The 22,819-nt window shown below is 44.3% G+C and carries 24 protein-coding genes and 1 tRNA gene; 9 read left to right on the top strand and 16 right to left on the bottom strand.

All coding sequences use genetic code 11. The features are described from left to right. Positions 1–15: 15 nt before the first annotated feature. The 6 genes from F3J22_RS16090 to F3J22_RS16065 form a co-directional block, all read right to left on the bottom strand. A complete protein-coding gene (locus tag F3J22_RS16090; protein ID WP_167018981.1) occupies positions 16–1,227 on the bottom strand; it encodes a lanthionine synthetase LanC family protein in 1,212 nt (403 codons plus the stop codon). 111 nt (positions 1,228–1,338) lie between these two features. Continuing rightward, positions 1,339–1,530 (bottom strand): class I lanthipeptide, encoded by a 192-nt coding sequence (locus F3J22_RS16085; RefSeq protein WP_167018980.1) that lies wholly within the window; start codon positions 1,528–1,530, stop codon positions 1,339–1,341. A gap of 82 nt (positions 1,531–1,612) precedes the next feature. Beyond that, entirely contained in the window at positions 1,613–1,786 is a 174-nt protein-coding gene (locus tag F3J22_RS16080; RefSeq protein ID WP_167018979.1) for a class I lanthipeptide, read from the bottom strand. Between the two features lie 101 nt (positions 1,787–1,887). Then, positions 1,888–2,079: a class I lanthipeptide gene (locus tag F3J22_RS16075; RefSeq protein WP_167018978.1), complete on the bottom strand. Its 192-nt coding sequence runs from the start codon at positions 2,077–2,079 to the stop codon at positions 1,888–1,890. 90 nt (positions 2,080–2,169) lie between these two features. After that, complete coding sequence (locus F3J22_RS16070) at positions 2,170–2,358, bottom strand: class I lanthipeptide (RefSeq protein ID WP_167018977.1); 189 nt, start codon at positions 2,356–2,358, stop codon at positions 2,170–2,172. Between the two features lie 92 nt (positions 2,359–2,450). Continuing rightward, on the bottom strand, positions 2,451–2,630 hold the full coding sequence (locus F3J22_RS16065) for a class I lanthipeptide (RefSeq protein WP_167018976.1): 180 nt from the start codon (positions 2,628–2,630) through the stop codon (positions 2,451–2,453). Positions 2,631–2,976: 346 nt separating this feature from the next. Between F3J22_RS16065 and F3J22_RS16060 the strand changes: the two genes are divergently transcribed. From F3J22_RS16060 to F3J22_RS16035, 6 genes are all read left to right on the top strand, one after another. Beyond that, positions 2,977–3,582 (top strand): RNA polymerase sigma factor, encoded by a 606-nt coding sequence (locus tag F3J22_RS16060; RefSeq protein ID WP_167018975.1) that lies wholly within the window; start codon positions 2,977–2,979, stop codon positions 3,580–3,582. A 67-nt stretch (positions 3,583–3,649) separates the two neighbouring features. Beyond that, positions 3,650–4,795 (top strand): FecR family protein, encoded by a 1,146-nt coding sequence (locus F3J22_RS16055; protein WP_167018974.1) that lies wholly within the window; start codon positions 3,650–3,652, stop codon positions 4,793–4,795. A 126-nt stretch (positions 4,796–4,921) separates the two neighbouring features. Beyond that, positions 4,922–8,224, top strand: coding sequence for a TonB-dependent receptor (locus F3J22_RS16050; RefSeq protein WP_167018973.1), 3,303 nt, complete (start codon positions 4,922–4,924; stop codon positions 8,222–8,224). Between the two features lie 17 nt (positions 8,225–8,241). Beyond that, positions 8,242–9,699 (top strand): RagB/SusD family nutrient uptake outer membrane protein, encoded by a 1,458-nt coding sequence (locus tag F3J22_RS16045; RefSeq protein ID WP_167018972.1) that lies wholly within the window; start codon positions 8,242–8,244, stop codon positions 9,697–9,699. Beyond that, entirely contained in the window at positions 9,699–10,241 is a 543-nt protein-coding gene (locus tag F3J22_RS16040; protein WP_167018971.1) for a dual specificity protein phosphatase family protein, read from the top strand. Before F3J22_RS16045 ends, F3J22_RS16040 begins: the two co-directional genes overlap by 1 nt. A gap of 420 nt (positions 10,242–10,661) precedes the next feature. Continuing rightward, positions 10,662–11,411, top strand: coding sequence for a M57 family metalloprotease (locus F3J22_RS16035; protein WP_167018970.1), 750 nt, complete (start codon positions 10,662–10,664; stop codon positions 11,409–11,411). A gap of 74 nt (positions 11,412–11,485) precedes the next feature. On the opposite strand, the gene F3J22_RS16030 is transcribed toward F3J22_RS16035, so the two are convergent. Further along, positions 11,486–12,925 carry a S41 family peptidase gene (locus F3J22_RS16030; RefSeq protein ID WP_167018969.1) on the bottom strand — a complete coding sequence of 480 codons (1,440 nt, stop codon included), beginning with the start codon at positions 12,923–12,925 and terminating at the stop codon, positions 11,486–11,488. Positions 12,926–13,027: 102 nt separating this feature from the next. On the opposite strand from F3J22_RS16030, the gene F3J22_RS16025 reads away from it, so the two are divergent. Next, positions 13,028–13,168 carry a hypothetical protein gene (locus F3J22_RS16025; protein ID WP_167018968.1) on the top strand — a complete coding sequence of 47 codons (141 nt, stop codon included), beginning with the start codon at positions 13,028–13,030 and terminating at the stop codon, positions 13,166–13,168. A 45-nt stretch (positions 13,169–13,213) separates the two neighbouring features. Next, positions 13,214–13,513: a hypothetical protein gene (locus F3J22_RS16020; protein WP_167018967.1), complete on the top strand. Its 300-nt coding sequence runs from the start codon at positions 13,214–13,216 to the stop codon at positions 13,511–13,513. 79 nt (positions 13,514–13,592) lie between these two features. On the opposite strand, the gene F3J22_RS16015 is transcribed toward F3J22_RS16020, so the two are convergent. Then, positions 13,593–14,057 carry a hypothetical protein gene (locus F3J22_RS16015; protein WP_167018966.1) on the bottom strand — a complete coding sequence of 155 codons (465 nt, stop codon included), beginning with the start codon at positions 14,055–14,057 and terminating at the stop codon, positions 13,593–13,595. Positions 14,058–14,138: 81 nt separating this feature from the next. On the opposite strand from F3J22_RS16015, the gene F3J22_RS16010 reads away from it, so the two are divergent. After that, a complete protein-coding gene (locus F3J22_RS16010; protein WP_167018965.1) occupies positions 14,139–15,035 on the top strand; it encodes a hypothetical protein in 897 nt (298 codons plus the stop codon). 98 nt (positions 15,036–15,133) lie between these two features. On the opposite strand, the gene F3J22_RS16005 is transcribed toward F3J22_RS16010, so the two are convergent. The 8 genes from F3J22_RS16005 to F3J22_RS15970 form a co-directional block, all read right to left on the bottom strand. Then, positions 15,134–15,568, bottom strand: a complete 435-nt coding sequence (locus F3J22_RS16005) for a hypothetical protein (protein WP_167018964.1) — start codon at positions 15,566–15,568, stop codon at positions 15,134–15,136. A 28-nt stretch (positions 15,569–15,596) separates the two neighbouring features. Then, positions 15,597–16,598, bottom strand: a complete 1,002-nt coding sequence (locus tag F3J22_RS16000; RefSeq protein ID WP_167018963.1) for a hypothetical protein — start codon at positions 16,596–16,598, stop codon at positions 15,597–15,599. Between the two features lie 51 nt (positions 16,599–16,649). Further along, positions 16,650–18,407: a LamG-like jellyroll fold domain-containing protein gene (locus F3J22_RS15995; protein WP_167018962.1), complete on the bottom strand. Its 1,758-nt coding sequence runs from the start codon at positions 18,405–18,407 to the stop codon at positions 16,650–16,652. A 31-nt stretch (positions 18,408–18,438) separates the two neighbouring features. Continuing rightward, positions 18,439–19,422: a hypothetical protein gene (locus tag F3J22_RS15990; RefSeq protein ID WP_167018961.1), complete on the bottom strand. Its 984-nt coding sequence runs from the start codon at positions 19,420–19,422 to the stop codon at positions 18,439–18,441. A 14-nt stretch (positions 19,423–19,436) separates the two neighbouring features. Next, entirely contained in the window at positions 19,437–20,327 is an 891-nt protein-coding gene (locus F3J22_RS15985; protein WP_167018960.1) for a S8/S53 family peptidase, read from the bottom strand. A gap of 154 nt (positions 20,328–20,481) precedes the next feature. After that, positions 20,482–21,153: a LuxR C-terminal-related transcriptional regulator gene (locus tag F3J22_RS15980; RefSeq protein ID WP_167018959.1), complete on the bottom strand. Its 672-nt coding sequence runs from the start codon at positions 21,151–21,153 to the stop codon at positions 20,482–20,484. A gap of 648 nt (positions 21,154–21,801) precedes the next feature. After that, positions 21,802–21,874, bottom strand: a tRNA-Lys gene (locus F3J22_RS15975). 227 nt (positions 21,875–22,101) lie between these two features. Continuing rightward, a complete protein-coding gene (locus tag F3J22_RS15970; protein ID WP_167018958.1) occupies positions 22,102–22,596 on the bottom strand; it encodes a DinB family protein in 495 nt (164 codons plus the stop codon). Positions 22,597–22,819: the final 223 nt, after the last annotated feature.

Here is a 22,819-nt window from a genome sequence, read left to right as displayed (position 1 = left end):
GTACATAATCATTCCTCAGGACAGCAGGAAACATTCATCCCACATGAGGGGCTGGTCCTGGAGCTGCGACAGCAGCGACAATCCAACGCCGGCACCGCCATCGAGCAGGTCCCAGGCATATTCCCATTCCTTATCTTTTCCCTGCCATACTTTGATACCATGCTTGCTGTTATCTTCGGAAAAAGAAACCTCGCTGACAGCCATGTTATGCCAGTGCGTGGCACATTCCAGGAAAGCAGGATCTTTTGTTTCGAACCAGAACTTACGATAGAATGCTGCAATACCGCTGGTGCCGTGACAGATGCAGTTGTCCATCACACCAGCCGCTTCATGGGTCAGGCGTCGGGTGTTATAGTGCATGACCGCCAGCGCTTCATTTTTCCAGGCAGCGTTATTGAATGTCTTGCCACAGTACCAGAGCATCCATGCCACATTCAGGTCGCCATAACACCAGGCCAGGCGGCTATGTGCGCTGGAGTATTTCCCATCCAGGATGGCCGGGTACATGGCATTCATGCCGGTATCATTGACCTGTAGCCGATGGTTCAGGATAAAGTCAATACTTTCCGCTGCCAGCTGGCGGCAGGTATCCGTGGCGATGCCCGCAGTATATATCTTGGCCAGCAGGATCAGTGCGGCACAGCTGCCGTGGGCCAAACTGAAAGCATCTACGTATTCACCTGCTGGTTGTTCATAGGTATAAAAAATAGGCAGACTTCTTCCCTGGGGAGTTACCTTGCTGACAGCCATTAACTGGTCCGTAAACCAGGCCAGGTGCTCGCGTACATCCTCCCTGTCAGCAAAAGACATCATGAAATTACATATGCCAATGCTGCCATGCAGAAAGTCGAAATTTTTCATTTCCGTATGAAACCTGCTCTGGGTAATGGCTATCGTTATAAAATCACCGGCGATATGTTGCATGTCCATATCGAGGAATTCGTGGCGGTTAAGATGGTCGAGTAGCCAGTAAGGGCCGGTATGGCCGTTGCAGAAGGAATAATTCAGGCCTTCATCCGGTGAGTAGGCAGCATATATTTTTTCCAGCAGTGCTGCCGCGTTATCGGCATCCTGGTCGATATACTGTTCATAATAAAACATGTACAGCAATGCGCCCCACGGCCCTTTAAAAAGGCTGCCAGCCCTGTCTGCACTATAATCCTGCTGCTCCAGCAGCGGGATAAGGTCATTGTAGATGTTTTGGAGTCGGGATGTTAGTGTATGCATATTCCACATGAAATTGACAGTGCATAATTGGTTGTGTGGTACTACCGGTTTATTAAACAGGAAGTAGCCGGATATGCCGGCTACTTCCGAATGTTACATGCATTACCCTTATCAAGGGATCATACAGCATGGACGGCCTACAGCCGGGCTGGTAGCTCTGCAGCTGGAGATAATAACGGTTTCCACGGTAGTGGTAGGTTGCACACCACCTTGTAACTGTTGCTGTTGACCTGCATTCAGCTGAGCGATTGTTTGCTTGCCCAGCATCAGTTTTTTACTGAGATCGATCTGTTTCTTTTTCATGATTTCAGATAGACTATAAGTGTTTGTACTCCCCTGTCTGAGCCTTGGGGCGTATGTTCGGCTATATCGAAAAATCAGTAGATTATCTTACACAACCGGCAGGGCAGGTAACTTCATCTGTTTCAACACAACAGGAACTCCACCAGGTCAGTGGCATACCACCTGCCAGTTTAATTTTCTGCTGATCGTTCAGCATAGCTACTGTCTCCTTTTTCAGGAGCAATTTTTTGTTGAGTGCTACTTTTTTCTTTTTCATACATGTGGATTTACAGGACAAAGCAGTACCTGCAGCTATAATATTATAGCAGGTAAAAGTTTATCCGGGTTAAGAAATAAATGATGATCTGTAGCGCTATCTTAGCACGCGATGCAATACATCTGGCCTGGAGGAATGGTCACACAGGTTTCAGCTGCAGTATATGCGCAGTTAGGCAGCAGGGTCAATGCCTTACCACCAGCCAGTTGCTGTTGGTTGGAAGCTGTCAGCGTGGTAACAGTTTCTTTGTTGAGAGAGAGTTTTTTCTCCAGGGAAAGTTTTCTTTTTCTCATAAAAAGCGGAATTATAGATACAACGATCTCATGGCTATCATCAGCGGGAGATAGTTTATCCGGGTTAAGATTTAAAAAGTTATCAGTTTATCAGGACTGGCAAAGAACGCAGAGTTTTTTACCTGGAGGAATGGTGGCGCAGGTATCAGCTACGGTATCTGCCATTGGCTGTATGGCCATACCACCGGCAATCAGCTGTTGATGACCGGCATTTAACATAGCAACTGTTTCTTTGCTGAGGGAGAGTTTTTTCTCCAGGGGTAGTTTTCTCTTTCTCATAAATTGTGGATTACGGGTTACAAGTGTTAGGGAATTATAATTGCTGATGGCGGGTTAAAAGCCGGCAGCATTCGTGCTCATGTGAAAAGGGATTACAGGCAAACGTATCCTGGTCTTGGATGTGATTCACAGGTAACCTGCGGATCATAGGTAACGCAATACTGGGTATTGATACCGCCGGCCAGTGATTTTTGCTGTTGTTGGGTCATAGAAGCAACAGTCAGTTTGTTGAGCGACAATTTTTTCGCCAGAGAGATTTTTTTCTTTTTCATAAAACAGATTTATTTATACAGTCCTCCCCTGTCTTCAATGAAGCCATTACGCCATGGGGCGGTTGTTCAGCGTATAAGATCATGAATGGGACAATCGGGTTATCGTGTTCGTTGACATATAGAAAGCCAGGTTATTTAGAGCTGTTGAGATTCTGAAGTTAAAAAATAAAATCTTGAAAAAAAATTCTTTATAAAAAATTTTTAATAAAAAACCGCAGCCGGCTGCTGTACCCGGATTGGCTAGTCTTCCGGATAAATTATCCATCCGAAATATTATGGATTGCTAATATTATTTATAATTTTGGGGGATACAACCTAAACCAACTATGCTGTTTTAATGGGTCAGATGGGATTTATCAAAGTTGAAGGGACAGACCACATTCAGGAGCATGTACTGCTACAGCGCTCTGCCGACGGCGATTCCCAGGCTTTTGAGCTATTATATACCCGTTATCTTCCTAAATTATATCATTATATCTACCGTTTTACCAGCCTGCCTGATGACGACATCATGGATATATGCCAGGATTTGTTTCTCAAACTCTGGGACAGGAAAGAACTGCTGATAACTATCAGGTCACTGGATGTATACCTGAAACGTTCGGGAAAAAATGCCTTGCTCGACCGGCTGAAACATGGCCAGTTTAAAGTAAATCTTCACAAACAGTACAGCCTGGGCAAGGAGGAGCACCGGGCCACCACTGAAGAATTACTGCAGTTTTCGGAATATAGTCAGCTTGCCCAACAGGCGATCCTCCAGCTTTCCCCAAGGAAACAGGAAATTTTCCGGTTAAGGATGGAACAGGATATGTCGCTGGATGAAATCGCCGAATTCCTTCACATTTCCAAATCACGGGTAAAACAATCCATTTACGAGGCTAAAGACGAGATCAGGCTATTCCTCAAACAACGCGGAGGCCTCTTCCTGATTATCTTTTTTCTCCATTACTAAAAAAATTTCCCACAACACCAGTGCTTTCGTTTTTGGGAATCGTCTTTCATGAAAGGCCTATAGTGTCATGACCATAATAGAGATAAAAAAATTAATACCATCGCTGGTAAAGGGAACGCAAACGGTAGCAGAACAGCAGGCTTTTGAAGCCTGGCTTCAATCTGCCGCCCCGGCGGAGCTGAGCGAGGTCATGGACCTGTATTATGATGCACTGGATGGCGATGACGTCATTTTCATGATGCCGCCGGATTTCCCGGAAAAAATGCACGCACGTATGCGCAACGCCATTCCGGCAGTAAGGCCATTACCAAAGAAAAAGCAGTACCTGCGCTGGGCGGCGGCCATCGCACTGCTGATCTCAGCTGGCACCGCACTGCTCCTGCTAAACCGGAAACCTGCACCTCCCGTTGCCGCAAAAATTATACAACCCGGTACCGATAAGGCTATACTCACCCTTGCCGATGGCCGCACCATAGAGCTGGGCCATCACAAAAATGACAGCCTTGTTCATACCGGTATGCAGGTAATTCAGCTGGACAGCACCAGTATCAGCTATGCAGGCACTTCAGGCGACCATCATGCTTTTAATACACTCACCACGCCGAGGGGAGCACAGTTCCAGGTTGTTTTGCCTGATGGCAGCCATGTATGGCTGAACGCTGTTTCCTCCCTTCGCTACCCGGTAGCTTTCAGCGCAAACGACCGCACCGTAGAGCTCACCGGGCAGGCCTATTTCGACGTAGTACCTTCCACCACTCCTTTCATCGTAAAAACCGGTACCACCGCCATTCAGGTGCTGGGTACCGACTTCGACGTAATGGCATACCAGGAAGAAGGACCTGTCAGGACCACACTTGTTAAAGGTAGTATTGCCGTTACGTCGGCCAATAGCCGTAAACAGCTGCAGCCCGGCGAACAGGCCGCCTACGATGAGAAATTAAAAGACCTGGTAGTATCACATCCTTCTATGGAGGAAGTAGTAGCCTGGAAAGAAGGAGAATTCAGGTTCAATGGCGTGAGTATCATCGCCATTATGCGCCAGCTATCCAGGTGGTATGATGTAGAAATAAAATATGAAGGCCCATTACCAACAACCGCCTTCAGCGGCACACTGCCAAGAAAAGAAAACGTAAATCAGATACTATATGCATTGGAAGCTACAGAAGCTGCACACTTTACTATCGAAGGAAACACCATCATAGTAAGAAAATAATATGCATCAGTGATACTGAAAAAAAACCGGAAGTAATTGGACCTACTTCCGGCGAAAGTTTCAGGATTCGCTGATATGAAAGTTGCTTAGACTCATTTTATCGTAAACCCAAAACCATTCAAAAGTATGAATCTACTTTTAAACGGCAAAGCTATGCCGTTACCTGTACCACTAAAGCTGCTCATGATCATGAAATGGACTGCTGTTTTTCTCTGTATTGCGGCCGTACACGTAAGCGCCAAAGGCTATTCACAGAAAGTTACCATTGCCTCTCCTTCTATCAGATTGCAGGCAATCTTCAAGGACATCCGCAAACAAACCGGAATGGCCTTCGTATACGACAAAGCCCTGCTGGATAAAACCTATCCGGTAGCCATACAGGCACATAATAAAGAATTTGCAGATGTGCTGGCAGAATGCCTCAACGCACAGGGACTGACCTTTGAAGTAAACAGCAACATCATCGTAGTGAAGAAGATGCCTCCTGCGGGCAATGCTGTATTAAAAAACATTACCACCGCTGTACTGGGCCAGGTAGATGTACAAGGCCATATTACCGGCCCTGATGGCGAATCCGTAATCGGCGCCACCATTCGGCTGAAAGGTACCCAAAAGGCAACCATCACCAATGCAGAAGGTAACTTCACACTCAATGGTATCAAAGATGGCTCCTATACGCTGGAAGTCTCTTCTATCGGATATGAAAACTATTCAAAAATCATTACCGTAGGCAATGAGAACCTGAAGCTCAATATCGCACTGAGTAAAAGCGTCTCCGGCCTGAACGACGTGGTAGTAGTAGCGTATGGCACCCAACGCAAATCTACTTTCACCGGGTCCGTCAGCACACTCAGCACCAAACAGCTGGAAGGCTCTCCCAGGGCAAATATCGAAGATAACCTCCAGGGAAATGTCAGCGGTGTAGTCGTTTCTCAAGGCTCCGGCCAGCCAGGAGCTGCTCCCAACGTACGTATCCGTGGTGTAGGTTCTATTACTGCCGGCAGCTCCCCGTTGTATGTGGTAGATAATATCCCGCTGAACAGCATAGACCTCAACAGCTTCAATGCAAATGACATTGAGAGCATGACCGTACTGAAAGACGCTGCTGCTGCCACATTATATGGCTCCCGCGCGGCAAACGGCGTTGTCATCATCACCACCAAAAAAGGAAAAGCGGGTAAAACCAGCTTCTCTGCCACCGCACAAACAGGCTTTACGAATGTTATCAACTCAAAAGATGACAAGCCACTGAATACCACCGAACAGCTGGAGCTCTTCCGCGAAAGCTGGGTAAATGCCGGAAAAGACATCAACCTGTTCATACCTGAACTGGTAAAACAAGGCATTGACACGACGGTGAATACGAACTGGTTTAATGAGCTGACCAGAACCGGTCAGTACCAGCAATTCAATCTTTCTGCCAGCGGAGGCACAGAAAAAACAACCTATTTCCTCTCTGCAGGCTATTATGATGTCAAGTCTCCCCTGCTGAACAGCGCCTTCAAACGCTATAACTTCAACGCAAAGGTAAATGCACAGGCTACGGAACGACTCTCGTTATCAGCAGGCGTTCTTGCCACTGTTACCAAAATGAACAGTGTCAGCGATGATGGCAGCAATGCCAACCCGGTGAGAGCTTATAAAAGATATGAACCATGGCTACGTGTATACCTGCCTGATGGCTCCTATGACCTCAGCTACTCCAACAACTATAACCCGGTAGCATTTACAAAGGAAAACCTGCACCCGAGCGACCGCTACGACCTCCTGGGTAATATCGGCCTGAAATATAAAATCCTCCGCGATCTGACATTTGAAAATCAGAACAGTGCAGACTTTGAATATGGCGAAGATCTCACCTGGAACAAAGCTGGCATCGGTACGGCACGTTCTAATGGCGGTAGTGCCGACTATTCCACCAAACGCGCTCTCAGCCTTGTAAGCACCAACATCCTGCGCTATATGCACGACTGGGGCTATCACCATTTTGAAACATTTGCCGGATATGAAGCACAGTCTGTGCAGTCTGCCAACATAGGTCTGTCCAAAACCAACTTTATCCCTAACAGCACCACGCTGAGCAATGCAGCCGTTCTGGTAGATGGTACCAATACTGCTACCAGCAACTCACTCACAGGCATCTTCTCCAATATCGCCTATAACTACCATTCTAAATATTTCCTGTCAGCCTCCCTCCGCAGAGACGGTTCTTCCAGGTTCGGGCAGGACAAAAAATATGGTAATTTCTGGTCGCTGGGCGCTTCCTGGAATGTATTGTCTGAAGAATTCATGAAAGATATCGACCTGTTCTCACAGCTGCGCCTGCGCGCCAGCTATGGTACCAACGGTAATCAGAGCATCGCCGACTTCGCATCAAGAGGACTGTACACCAATACCGGTTCCTATAATAACAGTCCGGGTTACTACCTGACGCAATACGGCAACAATAACCTTACCTGGGAGAAAAACAAACCGATGAATATCGGTCTCGACTTCGCCATTTTAAAAGATCGTATCCAGGGTACCGTGGAATATTACAACCGTGTCACTTCGGCCTTACTGCTCAACATGCCGGTTTCCGCCACCAACGGTGTTACCAGCATCACCAAAAACGTGGGCTCCGTTCGCAACAGTGGTGTAGAACTGGAATTGAATACCTATAATATCGTATCTAAAAACAAAAATGGTTTTAACTGGAATACCCGGGCTACCTTCTCTACACTCAACAACAGCATTACCAAACTGGTAAGCACGATGGTGAGCAGCCCCTATATCAGGGAACAGGGTGGCGACTACTACCAGTTCTACCTGGTAGGTTTTGCCGGCGCCGATCCTAATAATGGGGAAGCACTTTTCTACACCGACGCCACCAAAACAGCCACCACCAATGACTATACGAAGGCTGTCCGCTACAAACAGGGCTCTGCACTGGCGAAATTCGTAGCCGGCATGACCAACACCTTTGATTATAAAGGATTCTCCTTCAGCTTCCAGTTATACGGTAGCTTCGGCAATAAAGTTTATGATAACTGGGGTACCAGCACCTATACAGATGGCGGCTCTACCTTCGGACCTACCGCTGCACTGAACCGTTATTATTATGACAACCGCTGGACAGCTAAAGGTCAGACAGACAAATTACCTAAAGTGGTATACAAAGGCACCGCTCCAAGTAGCTCCGACCGATTCCTGTATGACGGTACGTACATCCGTTTACGTGATATCACCCTGGCATACAACCTGCCGGCAAACATTATGCAGCATGCCAAAATGAATTCCGCCAGAATTTATGCAAGAGCTACCAACCCTTATACCTGGGTGAAAGATAAACGCCTGACCGTGGACCCGGAAGTGGGTATTGAAGGACAAACAGACCAGAGTGCGCCTATCTTCCGTACCATCGTATTTGGTGTAGATTTCAGATTCTAATTTAAACGTAACCAGCAATGAAGAAATTATTTTTCAAATCATATATCATAGCCGCAATCAGTGCTGCCACGCTGGCCACCAGCTGCAGTAAGGATTTCCTCAGTAAACAGCCGCAACAAAGCACCGACCTGAACAGCACCTTCATCGATATGGCCTCCGGACGTGCCAGTCTGAATGGTATCTACTCCCTGATGAAAGGCGTTAACTACTACGGCCGTACGCTGTATGTAACTGCCGACCTGATGTCGGACAATGCCTACCTCAGCTCCAGCAACTCAAAGCGCTACCTGCAATTCGACAGCTACACCACCAACGCTACCAATAGCGATGCATCCGGAATGTGGAATACCCTGTACCAGGTAGTCGTAAATGCCAACCTGATGTTGCAGGCAGGCAATAAATTGCAGGTAGGATCTTCCGACAGCACAGAGAAAGCGCAGATCATGGGAGAAGCCTATGCCATTCGTGCCCTCGCCTATTTCGATATGATGAAATTATTTGCGCAACCCTATAATTTCACTGCCGACGGCAGCCACCTGGGTGTACCTTTAGTAACCACCACCACTGCCGATGCCGGCGCTGTTATCTCTCCTGCAAGAGACCAGGCAGGTAAAGTATATACACAAATAGAAGCAGATCTCGTGAAGGCCGTTGCCATGATCCCGGCAACCCCGGTAGGTTATACGCTGAGTGGCAACAAAGGCCGTATATCTCTGTATGGCGCCAAAGCGATCTTATCCCGCTTATATTTATATGAAGGTAAATGGGCTGATGCAGAAAGACTGGCAACTGAGATTATTACCGACAATAAATATTCCCTGCTCGCAAAAGACAAGCTGGCAACAGATTTCCAGCTGGAAAACAATAGCGAAACTATCTTCGAGATCCTATATCTCACCACCGACAACCTGGGTACTGATGCCATGGTAAACTTCTGCCTGCAAGGTGGTAGTTATGGAGATATGCTCGCCTCGGATGACCTGTACAATCAGTATGATGCCACAGATGCCCGCAGAAGCTTTGTGGTAAAAGGTAAACGTAGTGGTGCAGAAAATCCTGCCATTCTGATCAACAAATACCAGAACAAAAGTACTTACCTGGAAGGTATGAAGGTAGTTCGGCTGGCAGAAGTATATCTTACCCGTGCGGAAGCACGCAGTATGCAGGGCAAAGATGCCCAGGCTGCTGCTGATGTGGATGTTATCCGTACCCGATCCCTCGGCAGCGTTGCGGCAACAACAGCCACCGGAGATGCTTTACTGAAGATTATCAAAAATGAGCGCCGCAAGGAATTATGCTTCGAAGGACATCGTTTATTCGACCTCACCCGCTGGAAGCAGACCTTCACCAAATACAAAACCGGCGGTGCTTCCATCAGTATTACCTATCCCAATACCAAGACGATCATGCCGATTCCATTGAATGAAATCAATGCCAATCCTAATATCGCCGGCCAGCAAAATCCTGATTACTGATGAAAAAGGTCTTATTAATGGCAGCGCTGCTATTGTCGCTACAACAGGCAATCGCACAACGGGCCGGTACCTGGGCTACAAAGCAGGCGATCGGTAATGTTGGCAACCTGTACAAAGTGAGCGATAGCGTGTATAGGGCTGCACAGCCCGACAGCAGCGGATTTGCAGCCTTGAAAGCTTACGGTATCGCCAGTATACTCAATCTCAGGTCGCACCATAGCGATGCCAAAGCCAGCGGCCATACCGGTTTACAGCTCTACCTCGTAGAAATGGAAGCAAAACAGTTTGATGATAACGCAGTCATTGCAGCATTGAAAATTTTGCAGACATCGCCAAAACCAGTACTGATCCACTGCCAGCATGGAAGCGATCGTACCGGTGTAATAACTGCCATGTACCGTATTGTAATCCAGGGCTGGAGCAAAGAGGCGGCCATCAGGGAAATGGAACAGGGTGGCTTCGGGTTTCACAGCCAATACCTGAATATACCCACGTATATACGAAATGTGGATGTCCAGAAAATACAGAAAGCTATTTTATAATCAGCCATTGAAATGAAAAAAGACGCCGGTCTCTGCTTATCAGAGCCGGCGTCTTCTTTATATCCTCTTTTATCTTGCAGCTATTATCTCCGGCAACCTAATACAGATCAGCTACCGCACATATCGTATGTAATTAAACTGCAGTGACAACACAAAAATTATTTTTCTACATGATAAATATTTGTATTATTGTCATAACCAAAATCTGTCAATAGTTTAACCTATAATCAACATCTAACAGCACTTTCTGAGCACAAAATGAGTCTGTCGAAAATCCTATAGATTGATTTTCCATTTATTACTGTCTGTCGTATGATAACAACATGTTATCAGCTGGTATCTGTATGCAATTTAGTGCTGTAGCGCAAGTGTCATTTTTTTTACACTCATACCATTCTTCATCTAAACCAAAATTGAAACATGAAAAAGAACATGTTATGTACCATCGCTGTACTGTTAGCCGTATTATTTGCTGCATGTAAAAAGTCTGCCGACACCCCGGGCACAGCAACCATCGAAAGCACACAGGCAGCTAAAGTCCATGGTTATATCATCGGACTCGGATTTCCTGCCCACACCATTGTTGATAACGGAAATGAATATATCGTGGAAGGAGATATCATCTTCCCGAAAAACATGGAAGTTCCGGGTGGAGTCAAGACAGAACAATATTATACCGGCAGTCTTGTTTCGGCTACCAATGTAACCAACATCCGGCTTTACGTCGACACCAGTATGACATCTATGGCATCTGAAATCAACTCCGCCATAGCCCAGTGGAATGGTATTTCTGGCTGTACCATCCATTGGACAGTTGTTACCGGTGCTCCATTCGATGTAACAATTACCAATTACAACCTGGGCAGCGGCGTATGCGGGCAAGGTACCTTCCCTTCATCAGGAAATGCAGGTAATCTTATCCGTATCAACAAATCATATATTGCCGGCAACAGCTTCGCGCAACGTGCACGCACCATCTGCCATGAAATGGGCCATAACGTGTCCTTCAGGCACACCAACTGGTCTGCCATTGGTGAGTCTACCGCCACAGATGTTCCTGGTGTTGGTGGCACTGACGCCAGCTCCATTATGAATGGCGGCCAGTGCGGCAGCGGCGCCACCGTATTATCAGCGAAAGATATTCAGGCTGCGGTAGCCCTCTATCATTAATATCATTGTACTAAAAAAACGCCGGCTCTGCTGAGCAGAGACGGCGTTTTTTTTAATATATTTTCCAGACAGCTCTAATCATTCATCAATCCATTCACAAAATTCACCCACTCATAGGAAGGAATGCTCCTGTCGATATAATAATCTGGTTGTATACCTTTGGCATCAATTGTAAAATCAGGGATGCGCAAGCTTCTTGTCAGGCAGTAACCCAACGTTATATCTTTGCATGGCGACACCTGCTCATACATATTTGAAATATCCAGCACCCCGAAAGTAGTTACGCCGTACAGCTTCACCTTTCTGCTCTGTTTGGCTTCCAGCAGAAATTGCTCCGCCGTACTTCCATTATTTTCATCGATGATAATGGCTACCTGCTGCGGATTAGGATATTTCTCCGGCAATGTATCCACGGAAACAATCCTCCCATTCAGGTTTACAAATTCCCCCAGGTGTTCTTCCAGCTTGTCATAAGCTTTTTTAGCCCAGGCTTTCTCCTCCGCACCGAAACCATATTCTGGTTTGTTGATGAAGTCCAGCATACGCTGGTTATTTAATTTGGTAGAATAGTATTCCACGCCTACACCACGGATCGGGTTTGTATAGAGAAATGGAAATAAAGGACCGTAGGTAGCGTCACTTCCGCCGCCATTACCGCGAATATCTACGATCAGGTTACGGGTTTTTACCAGCTCCTGCTTGTTGGCCTTCATCAGGCTGTCGATGATTCCCAGGTTAGACCGGTCGAAAGACGGGATACGGAGATAAAAGGTATTATCATTGCGTTTCACCAGAAAAGGTACACTCGCGCCCAGGCTGTTGCAGTATTCTGTAATAACTGCATCATCCTTGAAATTCTCCGGATAGGTACGTTTGAGGATAGTGCTGCCCAGCTGCAGGTAATTACGTCCCAGGGTCATCACCTTGTTTGAAGTGACTGCTGAGAAATCCCGCATATAATAAACGGAATTCAATGTATCTTTTGCAGTATTAATCCTGAGTTTCACCATTCCAGGCTTCCACGTAGGCGCTTCAGCCGATACAATGCTGCCTATGTACTGATCTCCTTTTCTGATGATAGCGATGGAATAAACACCAGTATGCCATATACCTTCAAATCCGGGCTGTTTAGAAAGGCTCAGCTGTTCCTTGAATTTCACCGTATCGACTGATTGCATTTCCCAGGTGGCAGGGCTCACCGGCTTGGCTGCAGGAGCGGGTTTTGTTAAACGTACATAACTATGTCCCTTGCGGAAAAACCTCAGCCAGTCCGTCATCACTGCCAAACAGGCTTCATTGCTTTTTGCGGCCTTCACCCGCTTCAGGATTTGCTGATTATGGACCTCATAAGCATCTTTCCCTTTCTTATCTAGCACATAACTGAAGCCGGCATCATTTTCTTCGAATGTTTTCTTCATCCATTTAAAATTGCTTTCACAGTTACAGGATTGCGTATAGCCGGGTTGCGCTGCCAGCAGCAGCGTCATTACAAACAGGCAGATTCTGGATTTCATCTACAGGTATTTTAGGTGACTAAATATAGCATATATTCGCTTAGATTGTTACTCAAAATAAGTCAGCTTACCATATCCATCACCGTTACAAACTGATATCCAATGCAGACTATCTTAGGCGCAAACGGTCAAATAGGCGAAGAACTGCAGGAATTATTACAAAGATATGAATACGATAATATCTTCAAGAATACGAAGTTCAGAAAAAGATTTCCTCATTTCGCTGTAACCACCTACCAGTAAGGAATACAGCAAATAGCTAATAAACAAAAAAAGTCAATCATTTTAATGACACAGGTAGCAACATTCAGTATCAGAGAAAGCTTTTATATAAAAGACCTTGGCCTTATTCTAGCCGGCGAAATTACAGCAGGAAGATTCAGTATACAAAACACAGTGAGGTTCCAATATAACGGCGCAACCTATTCATTAAAAATTAAAGGCTGGCTGCATCTGAACAGAGGCAGGGCTCCCGGAGATATAGGACTTTATTTTTACTATACTCCCGACCTTGGCAGAAAAACGTTTAATCAAATGAAAATAGAAGCCCAAATTGTCAATATAGAAGAGGAATCACAGGAACAATAGCTGATACAAATTATAACCAGCATGCAACTTCCCTGCGCTTAAGCAATAACTCCTCACCTTCGGACACGCTGCATACTCATTATAAGTTATGATTGAGCTGCTCCTTAAAACCAAGACCAAAAGGCAGTGTGGCGGCTTCCAGCTCTCTCAGGGAATTACACGCCTTTTCCTTCAACTTATCCTGACACTCAAAATCAATGGTCGTTTCTCCGCTTTTAATCTGTGCACTATACGCTGTTCCCGGATAAAAAAGATAGGATGTATAGGACCTGTTCATGCTAAATAACATAAACGGCAGCGCTGTGTGAATAGTCAGCGCAAACGATGAATCCTTCGTCACCTTATCAAGTAATATTTCTTTTACCTGTACATGATTGATGGGATAAGAAACATACAAACTGCTACCACGCTGAAGGTGGAACGTAATAGTAGTAGCGTCGCTGCCAGGCCCCGGAGCCACCGGCTTTACAGACATGGTAATAAAAATGCAGGCCAGGAAAAGTAAAATGGGTTTCATCTGCCGGGTCAGGGTTATTTCTTTCATTGTTGGACAAACTTTAATCACTTAAATACATGATTAAAAATCTACATAAAATTTATACATTCGTTTCCCAAAACAGAACCTATGAAATTTAAAAGTACGGCAATACGGGTTGCCGGAATTGTGTTGACTGTAGCAACATTTCTCTATGCATGTAAACATGGAAATAATGAGGCGCCGCAGCCCATTGCACCACCGCTCCCATCAGCAGGTAATTATCTTGTAAGCGCTATTTATGTAAATGGTGCTCCCAAAGACAGCCTGATTTATAATACCTCCAAACAGGTAACACGGCTCTGGCAATATGTTCCGTTCTATCGGAAATTTCTGAATTATGTCGATTTCACTTACCAGGAAAACGGCTACGTAAAAACAGCCGATTACCAGACCTATATCGGCGGCAACATGCTGCATACCCAAAAGGATTCCGTGGCACTGACATCCGGCATGATGACCGTGTATGCCGTGAAGTACAGAGGCGATGGCGCCGTATCCGGCTATGATACCATACAAGTCACCACAGATACATATAATCACCTGAAACTGGCTGGTAGCGAGAAACCGGTCTTTTTATCTCCACCCGGAGTATATATGACTTTTTATACCAAATATACCTATACAGACAGAGAACTCACTGCCTTCAGGTATGTAAATAAAGTAGAACGCGGCGATCTGGTAGACCGTAACTATACCTTTGCTTTCAACGGCAATAGTAATCCGCTTTACCCGCATATGCTGGCAAATCCGGTGCTGATGCGCGCCGTAACGCAAGACGTATATCCATTGCCGTCAGATTCACTTTATCCGTGGCTGGCTAGTCAGCATTATGTAAGCGAGGTAACCTTCAGCTCCGAAACGCAGACCACCCTCACCAGCAGTAAAGTGGGCTACACCTACCTGGACAATACACCTTATGCTACCGCTCAAACCTTCCCGAATCTGGGGATTATGATGAATTACAGGTATAAGATTGTGCAATAGGCAGGCTAAATATATATTAATAAAGCAAAAGAGGGGGGTCGCACAAAAAAATGCAACTCCCTCTTTTATTTTCAGTGATCTACTTGAAACTTTCTATCTTACTCAAAACACTTTTCCATTGCCTTACTAGTACCAGGCATAATCGCGCATTTTGCAAAACAAAATCTGTCAGGATTTCCACATTCTTTCAAACATTGCCATTTCTGGGATCCTACCTGTCCTACGAGGCATGATGCTTTGCCAAAAAAAGAACCGGCATCCAACACTGCAGAACCAAACTTACTGGATAAGTTAAGAAATGCTTCACCAGCACTCTCAGCAGCTTTACCAACTGCATGAACAACACCTTCAGCAGTTTCACTCACTGCATGACCTACATCTTTAGCAGTATTGCTAATTGTATTGCCAATTTTTTCCAAGAACCCCCAACCCGCTGGTTCTATTTGCTGGGAAGATTGAAAAGCCCTACCACCATAAAAGGTTGCACTATGGCGAGGAATTTCTGTTGATGAATTAAATGCAGGTAGTTTCATATTTTGAAAATTTAGATGAAAAAAAAGCTTAAATACCAGAATAATATTTTGCCCACGGCACTACAATAAATGGAAACTCCGTGGATACATCAACAGTAACAGCATAATGCACTGTTGATGCGGATATTTTGCTTTGATAGGTAAAAACAATGGTAACGATTTTCATATTCCCATATACTTCCACCGGGTTGGCATTTACACGTTGTAATATAAACTCATCCTTATTTTTATATTGCATGGCCCATGTTTCCACATAAAAAACCATATAACGTAAGATGATAAAATTCAACGCACGTGATTTTTCATCATCGCCCGGGTTTTTAATAAGTTGCAATGCATTGGAAAAAATAAGGGCTACCTGTTCGCTTAAACTGTTATCTGCTTGTCCATCAATTAAAGCGGATTTTCGAATGACTTTGATAATTCCCTTCACATATTCGGTTGCTGTAATTTCGTACAATTGCGTTACCATAACATACTGCAATTGTTGCAAAGCATTTACTTTCAAATAGCCGGGCATTTTTTCGCCAATCAAGATATCGTATGTAATCTTATCCGGGTTTGGGGCGATGGATTCGATTAATTCGCTCAACAAGCGATTGGTCGTTACTTTGATAGCGTACATATCCAGGAATCCGTACGCCTGGAAGATCCAACTCATTTCCCGTGCGATATACAAATTGCGCGGCTCACGTAAATACTTAAACGCAATCAAAGAAAATGGCAGGTGTTGATCGACAGGGTCAGTAACAGCTACCTGGTAAAATTCATTCTCCAAACTGCGTGAAGTAAACCTGGGAATAATATCACCCGAAACATAAACGAATTGTTTTGTACCACCATGACCGCAAGTGCAATCACCGCTACCCGGAGTAGCCTCCGCCTTTCCGTTACAACCGCACTGTGGCTGAATGAGTGTTTTATTTGTATTTTCAATAAAACGTGCAACATCAAATCCGGGCGTTTCCATGGGATAGGGATGGTTTTGCGCGTGTTGCATCACTGCGTCATGGCCTCCTGTATATTTCATATAAATATGTTTGTGTGTAAAGAAGAAAGATCACAAGCAATTTCATCGTTATTACTTCTTAGATGATGAAGGGGGGGCTGCTTTTTTGGGCGATCCAGGTTTCGCAACTACTGCTTTTGGGGGTACAGCTACTACTTTTTGTGATGCGGTAGCGGTAGCCGCAGCCTTGCCTGTTGTTCTACGTGCCATCATAGTCGCTTCTTCAGCTATTTTAGCGATCAATCCTTCCCCTATTACAGGGCCTTTCTCCTCCATTTTTGCATCGAGATATAATTCTCTCCTGGCGTTCTCTGCAATGTATGGGATCATATCAGTATTACTTTCAATGAATTGCGGCGCCCGAACGATCGTAGAGATTTCCCAGGCTTCCTCACCATGCTGCGAAGAACAGCCGTTGATATACGCGTTATTGTTGCTACCTGAATCATCAAATCCAAAGCAGCCATATCCTTCATTCAACGGCCAATTCACGATCATCTTCATATTTACCGTTGTACGAAATACCTGGTTCGATGTGTTAACTGCCCAAAGCTCATAATTGATGATATTGATAAAAGCAATGCGCATCAGGGAATCCGTTACTAATTCCGTCCATGTAGCCGCCTGATCGATGGAGAAATAGATCTCGCCCTCCATAGTCAAAACTGCTACAATATTATTATTAGCCTGAACCATTTTTACCGGTTTGGTAAATGTAGCTACCGGTTTGAACGCACCTTTTGTACCGCCTTGTGTTGATAATACCAATTGGTGATTGGCAGTAATAGCGTAAATAATCTGACTGGAGAGGGCACATACCCAGCTATACGGGTAATCAGCGTTAAATGGTGCAAATGCAGCACCTGCTACCATTGCCCACAACGAATTATCTGTTCCAATCCCCAACATTAAATCCGGAACAGCAGCATTAACTGACATATGGATATCACTATAAGTATCAGCCCAGGTGGTACCGTTATCCGGGGAAGTCCAGATATTATACCCGGGACCAGGTAAGGATGCCCATACTGTATTACTTTGCTGTTGTAGCGAGATATTATAATAGCGATTATTTTTGTTAGGTTTGGGATTCTCCCATGTCAACCCGTTATTCACAGACCGTACGAGGTATGATTCATTTTCGAATGACTGCGGAACAACACCTATCAGGACAGATTCCAGTTCATTATCTTTAACATACCAGCCGCCTGTAATTTGATTAACCGGGAGGTGTAGGCTCGACAATTGCCATGAGGCAAGTACACCGTTACCGTAAATATTCCGGTTCATATCCTGTTCAATATAATATTCAGGGCGCACGTTATCCCAGATACGGAATTGTGTAATCTTCCCTTTAAAGGGGTTGCTCATATTTGTGGCCGCTCCGCCTTGCAGCTGGCCAATAACCAGTGATCCATCCGGAGGAATGGTTGTATTTGCCGCCAACAGGGTTGAATATACCAACGATCCATCTTTGTATAACAACAGGTTACCTGTTGTGCTTTCCCAGGTCAATGAAAAATAACACCATTCGCCAATACCAGAATCAGCATCCACGAAACTGACATTCGTATCGGCAAGATGTTCATTGTTGATATAGATGTTGATATTGGACGGATCTGTAATAACAAGGGATTTTTCCCCTGCTAACGTATACGACAGGATAGTTCCGGTTGTATTATTATCCGCCAGCATCCAGCATTCAATTGTAAAAGATTTCGTGACGAAACTATTCACAGGATTCGCGAGTAGATAATCCGCACTATTACCACCCAGTGCTATCACTGTATTATACACAGGGTCAAATTTTGGTATGGTGATTTTAGTCATATTAAAATACATTCGTTTACATGGAAAAATATCATGGTGCCGGGTAATATCTTGCCAGGTGCCTACTTGCCATAAATGGGAACATGCCGGTCACATCTACTTTCAGATAGTAATAAATATTTTCAGCAGTATCCCGCGCCTGAAACTGGAAGATCACGTCCATTATACTTCTGCTTCCCTGGACGTTACTACGTTGTACATCTACACCTTGCAAGAAGTATACGCCATGTGGATACGGCGCTTCTGAAACAGCATTTTGCATTTGCCATGCCATGTAATAGATTTCCCTTGACCGGATAGTAAGGTAGTTTAACGCGCGGTGCGCATCTGTTTCGCCCACATTATCTGTAATACGCAGCATCTGTGAAAGCATACTCTCAACAATATTTCTCTGGATGCCGGGAATGCTACCAACCATCGCATCTACAAACTGGTTGAAGGTAAAGTAGTAGGTAAGATTTGCGACTAGCGTTGGTAATTGCAAGCCATTACACCGTTCCGGGGAAGCTAGCGGGCCTCTTGTTCCCACCACCACATCAAATTTTCTTTCTCCTACAAAAGTCGGTTCCAGTGCGGCAATAAAATGATAAAGTTCTACATTGGAACGCGGAGTCAGTATGTAACTATCAACACCTTGTATACTCAAAATCCAGCACATACGTTCCGCTATATACAAGTTTTGACCCTGGCTTAAAACCTGGTAAAAAAGTGCATTGGGCGGACCTTGTGCTTTGAATTCCTGGTAGGCATACATGTATTCTTCTTCCAGACTTTTATTGGGGAAGGTGGGATAAATATTCCCGATAGCGTATACATCACCGAGATTAACAGGCTGCATACCCTCGCGTCCACCACCACAACCACATTGTGGTTCAATTGTGATGGGTTGTTGTGATTGGGGTATCACCTGTTGAGGTATATAAGGGGTTTCTGCAACCGGTGTTGAATATGTTGCCGGTGCCGATGCAGGCTGAATAATTGGGGCAGTGTCCTGCAATGATTGTTCTACATTCATAACATGATTAATTTTTACCTGGTTTCTAAGAGTCGTTCTAAATATGATTTGCTCTGTGTGACATTCAATAAAGGTGGAATTATGCCTCGCCTACCTGGTTGCGATTTTGTAAAAGCAGCATGTATATCGCCGGGGGTTGCTTGTGGGTATAATGACCATAACAATGAGATGCTGCCAGTTACAAATGGTGCTGCCACACTGGTTCCCCATAACGCTGTATATCCGCCACCGGATTTTATATGTTGTAAGCCCCATCCTGGTGCCATCAACCCGCGCATGCCTATGCTACGACCAATATTTGAATGCTCCATAGGGGAACCGTTTCGCTTGCATGCCACTACGGGAATTACCCAGGGATGATCGAATAACGGGTTATGCCCGATTCTCCCATGATTGCCACTTGCCCCTACGATAATTATACCACGTTGAAATGCTTCATCGAAGGTGGATTGTAAGATTTGTTGATTTTCCCGCTTCAGGTCAACACCCGATATACCCAAACTTAAATTAATCACCCGCGCTCCCCTATTCATCACCGAACGCACAGCTTCTACCAGGTGGCCTATTGTTACTTCCGGACATTGATTAATATCTCCTGCTTCACAGAAAATTGGTCGCGCAGTAAATGTGCAGCCAGGAATAATTCCCGGACATGGCGCTGTTCTTCGCGCAGCTAAAATACCTGCTACGAAAGTACCATGCGTACAAGCAAAACTTGCGTTCGATTGGCAGCTCACACGTACATCTCCTGTTGCATTAAATTGCGATCCGGATAGATCTTCATGCGAGGTATCTACAGGGCCATCGATAATTCCTACGTGTATGCCTGGCTGCCCACTCGTTTGATGCATTAAATCGTTTAATTGCACCATACTATAGGCAGCATCCAGTTCAATTGACAGCATCTAATGATAAGTCTATTTTTGAAATTGAATTCGGTTCGTATTAATTGAAATATTTGAATTGTCCACCCACTATGAATAGTAAGGTTTTCATAAACGACCATGAAATTAAAGAAGAAAAAGAATACACGCCCATCCCATGAAAGGGTAGTTCGTGCTACATAAAAGGGTTATAAGTTCGTGTATCCATCATCTTAGCAATGATTTCCCCCTTGGATTTGATACCAAGTTTCTTATATAATCGCTTAATGTGATGCCGCACGGTTTCAATAGAAATACCCAACTCGCCAGCTATCATTTTATAACTGGCACCTTTCATAAGATGATGCAAAATTTGTTGTTCCCGTTTACTTAAATCAACATCAAACGGTTGATGCTCATTATTGACTAATGTATGAATCATACGCTGAGTAATCACATTTGATATGGGGAAACCTTTGCTGGGATAGGCATTCACAATTTCATGCACCAATGATTCACTCAGTTCATCTTTCATAATAACACCTCTCATCCCCAATCGCAAATAACCAATTGTTTTTTGCACATCACATTCAGCTGTAATAGCAATCACCACTATGTTAGGATAAATTACTTTCTGCATAAAATGAACCAGCATATTCACCGCGTAATTATCCACATCAACAAACAACATTAAAGCTTTATCTACAATACCACATAAATTAAAAATATCTTGCAAATCGGGTAATAACAAACTTACATCATCCAACCCTGGCAAGCATTTCAAGGCATCAAAAAAGATAGCGTCTCTACTAATAATAAAAGGAAAATATGATAATTTACTTGTGCTAATACCACCTTGGTCAATCATAATTACTGCTATTTTTTCGGGGAGAGGGTAATGGATTGGTTTTTATAAAAATAAATATATCGGTGGAATGAAAAAAAAAAAAATGTCCCGATGAATTATTGAAAATTATTCATATACATACAAATAGCATCTATTTTTCTGATGATATTATGATCGCAGAAAAATGTAGAATAAACGAATGAAGAGCAAGAACTGTGAGTCCGATGCTGCCATTGCCGGATCTGCAGCAAACCATTTTGTTGTACGGCAGGTTAACGTAATTGCTTATTACTTTTAATACTCTTCATTGCTGTATTATCAGCCAAGCTATCAGTTAAAGTCAGATAACAGAAAAATAGTGATCTTTTCTTTGGTTGTTTTCTGTTTCTTTTCAAAATGAAAATCGCAACCCTAAAATAACTATGCGTTTCTCCCTAAGAATACTGGTAAAGGAGTTTTAATAATGGTAAGGCCTACTGCGGTATCAATTGTTTTCAAAAGCTGGAAGTATCGAATTAACTCACTTTGGACGAGTGAAGATGCTTTTCATTTCAATAGCATCTTCGGATTTACCGATTATAACGCCGGCATCCTGATTGAATGTGGAGGAGGCAACTTCATATTTGTAAAAATAAAAAAGCCCGTCTCTATTGAGACGGGCTTCTTCTGTGATCCCGCTGGGACTCGAACCCAGGGCCCATACATTAAAAGTGTATTGCTCTACCAACTGAGCTACGGAATCATCTTTTATCGTGGCCTTTACCGCGATACCCTTGTTTGTAACGGGAGTGCAAAGATAGAAAAATATTTATTCTGACAAAATAATTATAGCATTTTTATTTACATTTTTTATAAAACAAGCCACCACAGCCAATTTTAAGCTATAAAAAAATTTTACACTTCTGCGTATGTACTTCGCAGTTATACAACGCCCGTAAAATATAACTGCGAAGTTTGCATACTTATTCACTAAAAATGTTCATCCGCACTCGGACCATAACTTCCGGGAATCGGAATATTAAGCAGTCGCAGATATACACCCAACTGTGCCCGATGGTGTATAATCTGATGCTGCACCATTCTCAGTACATCCAGCTTCGACCTGGTATTAAGCTTTTGCCCGCCTTTACTTAAAGTCCAGTCCAGATCCAGTTGATCCGCCGTTCCTTTTGCCAGCGATGCACGGCCTTCTGCCAGCGACGCCTCAAAATAAGCCATCAATGCCTCGGCAGACTCCTTCGTGAGGTATTGATTACTGGTAACATCCAGGTCTATACCATCCAGATCAAAAGTCATCGGTATCCATGTAGGTAACTCCGCGATATGCGTAGCCAGCCTGCCCATCGTCATACTTTTCTCGTGAGGCTTCCAGCCTAACTTATCCGTAGGCACCTGCTGCAGCATCTTCCTGGTGGTAACCGCTTCCGCATCAAATTCCTTCAGGAGCAATTCAAGAATAGTCATATCGTTATCTTTTGTTGTTGATACAAAGTAATAACCGGCTTGTGACAACCCTATGTCAGCAGCATTTTTATATAACAGGATTTTTTTTTGAACGGTTGAAATAGTAATAAAAAAACACAACGGATAAACCCCTTTCAAAGGACTTATCCGTTGTGTTTTTCTTAATCTTCGCTTGTTTGCAGCCTAACCTTCGGTATCGGCGCACGGTGGGCTATTTCCCCGT

Origin of the sequence: Chitinophaga sp. Cy-1792 (assembly GCF_011752935.1) — a bacterium.
Lineage (GTDB): Bacteria > Bacteroidota > Bacteroidia > Chitinophagales > Chitinophagaceae > Chitinophaga.
This window is presented reverse-complemented; position numbering and strand designations above follow the sequence as displayed.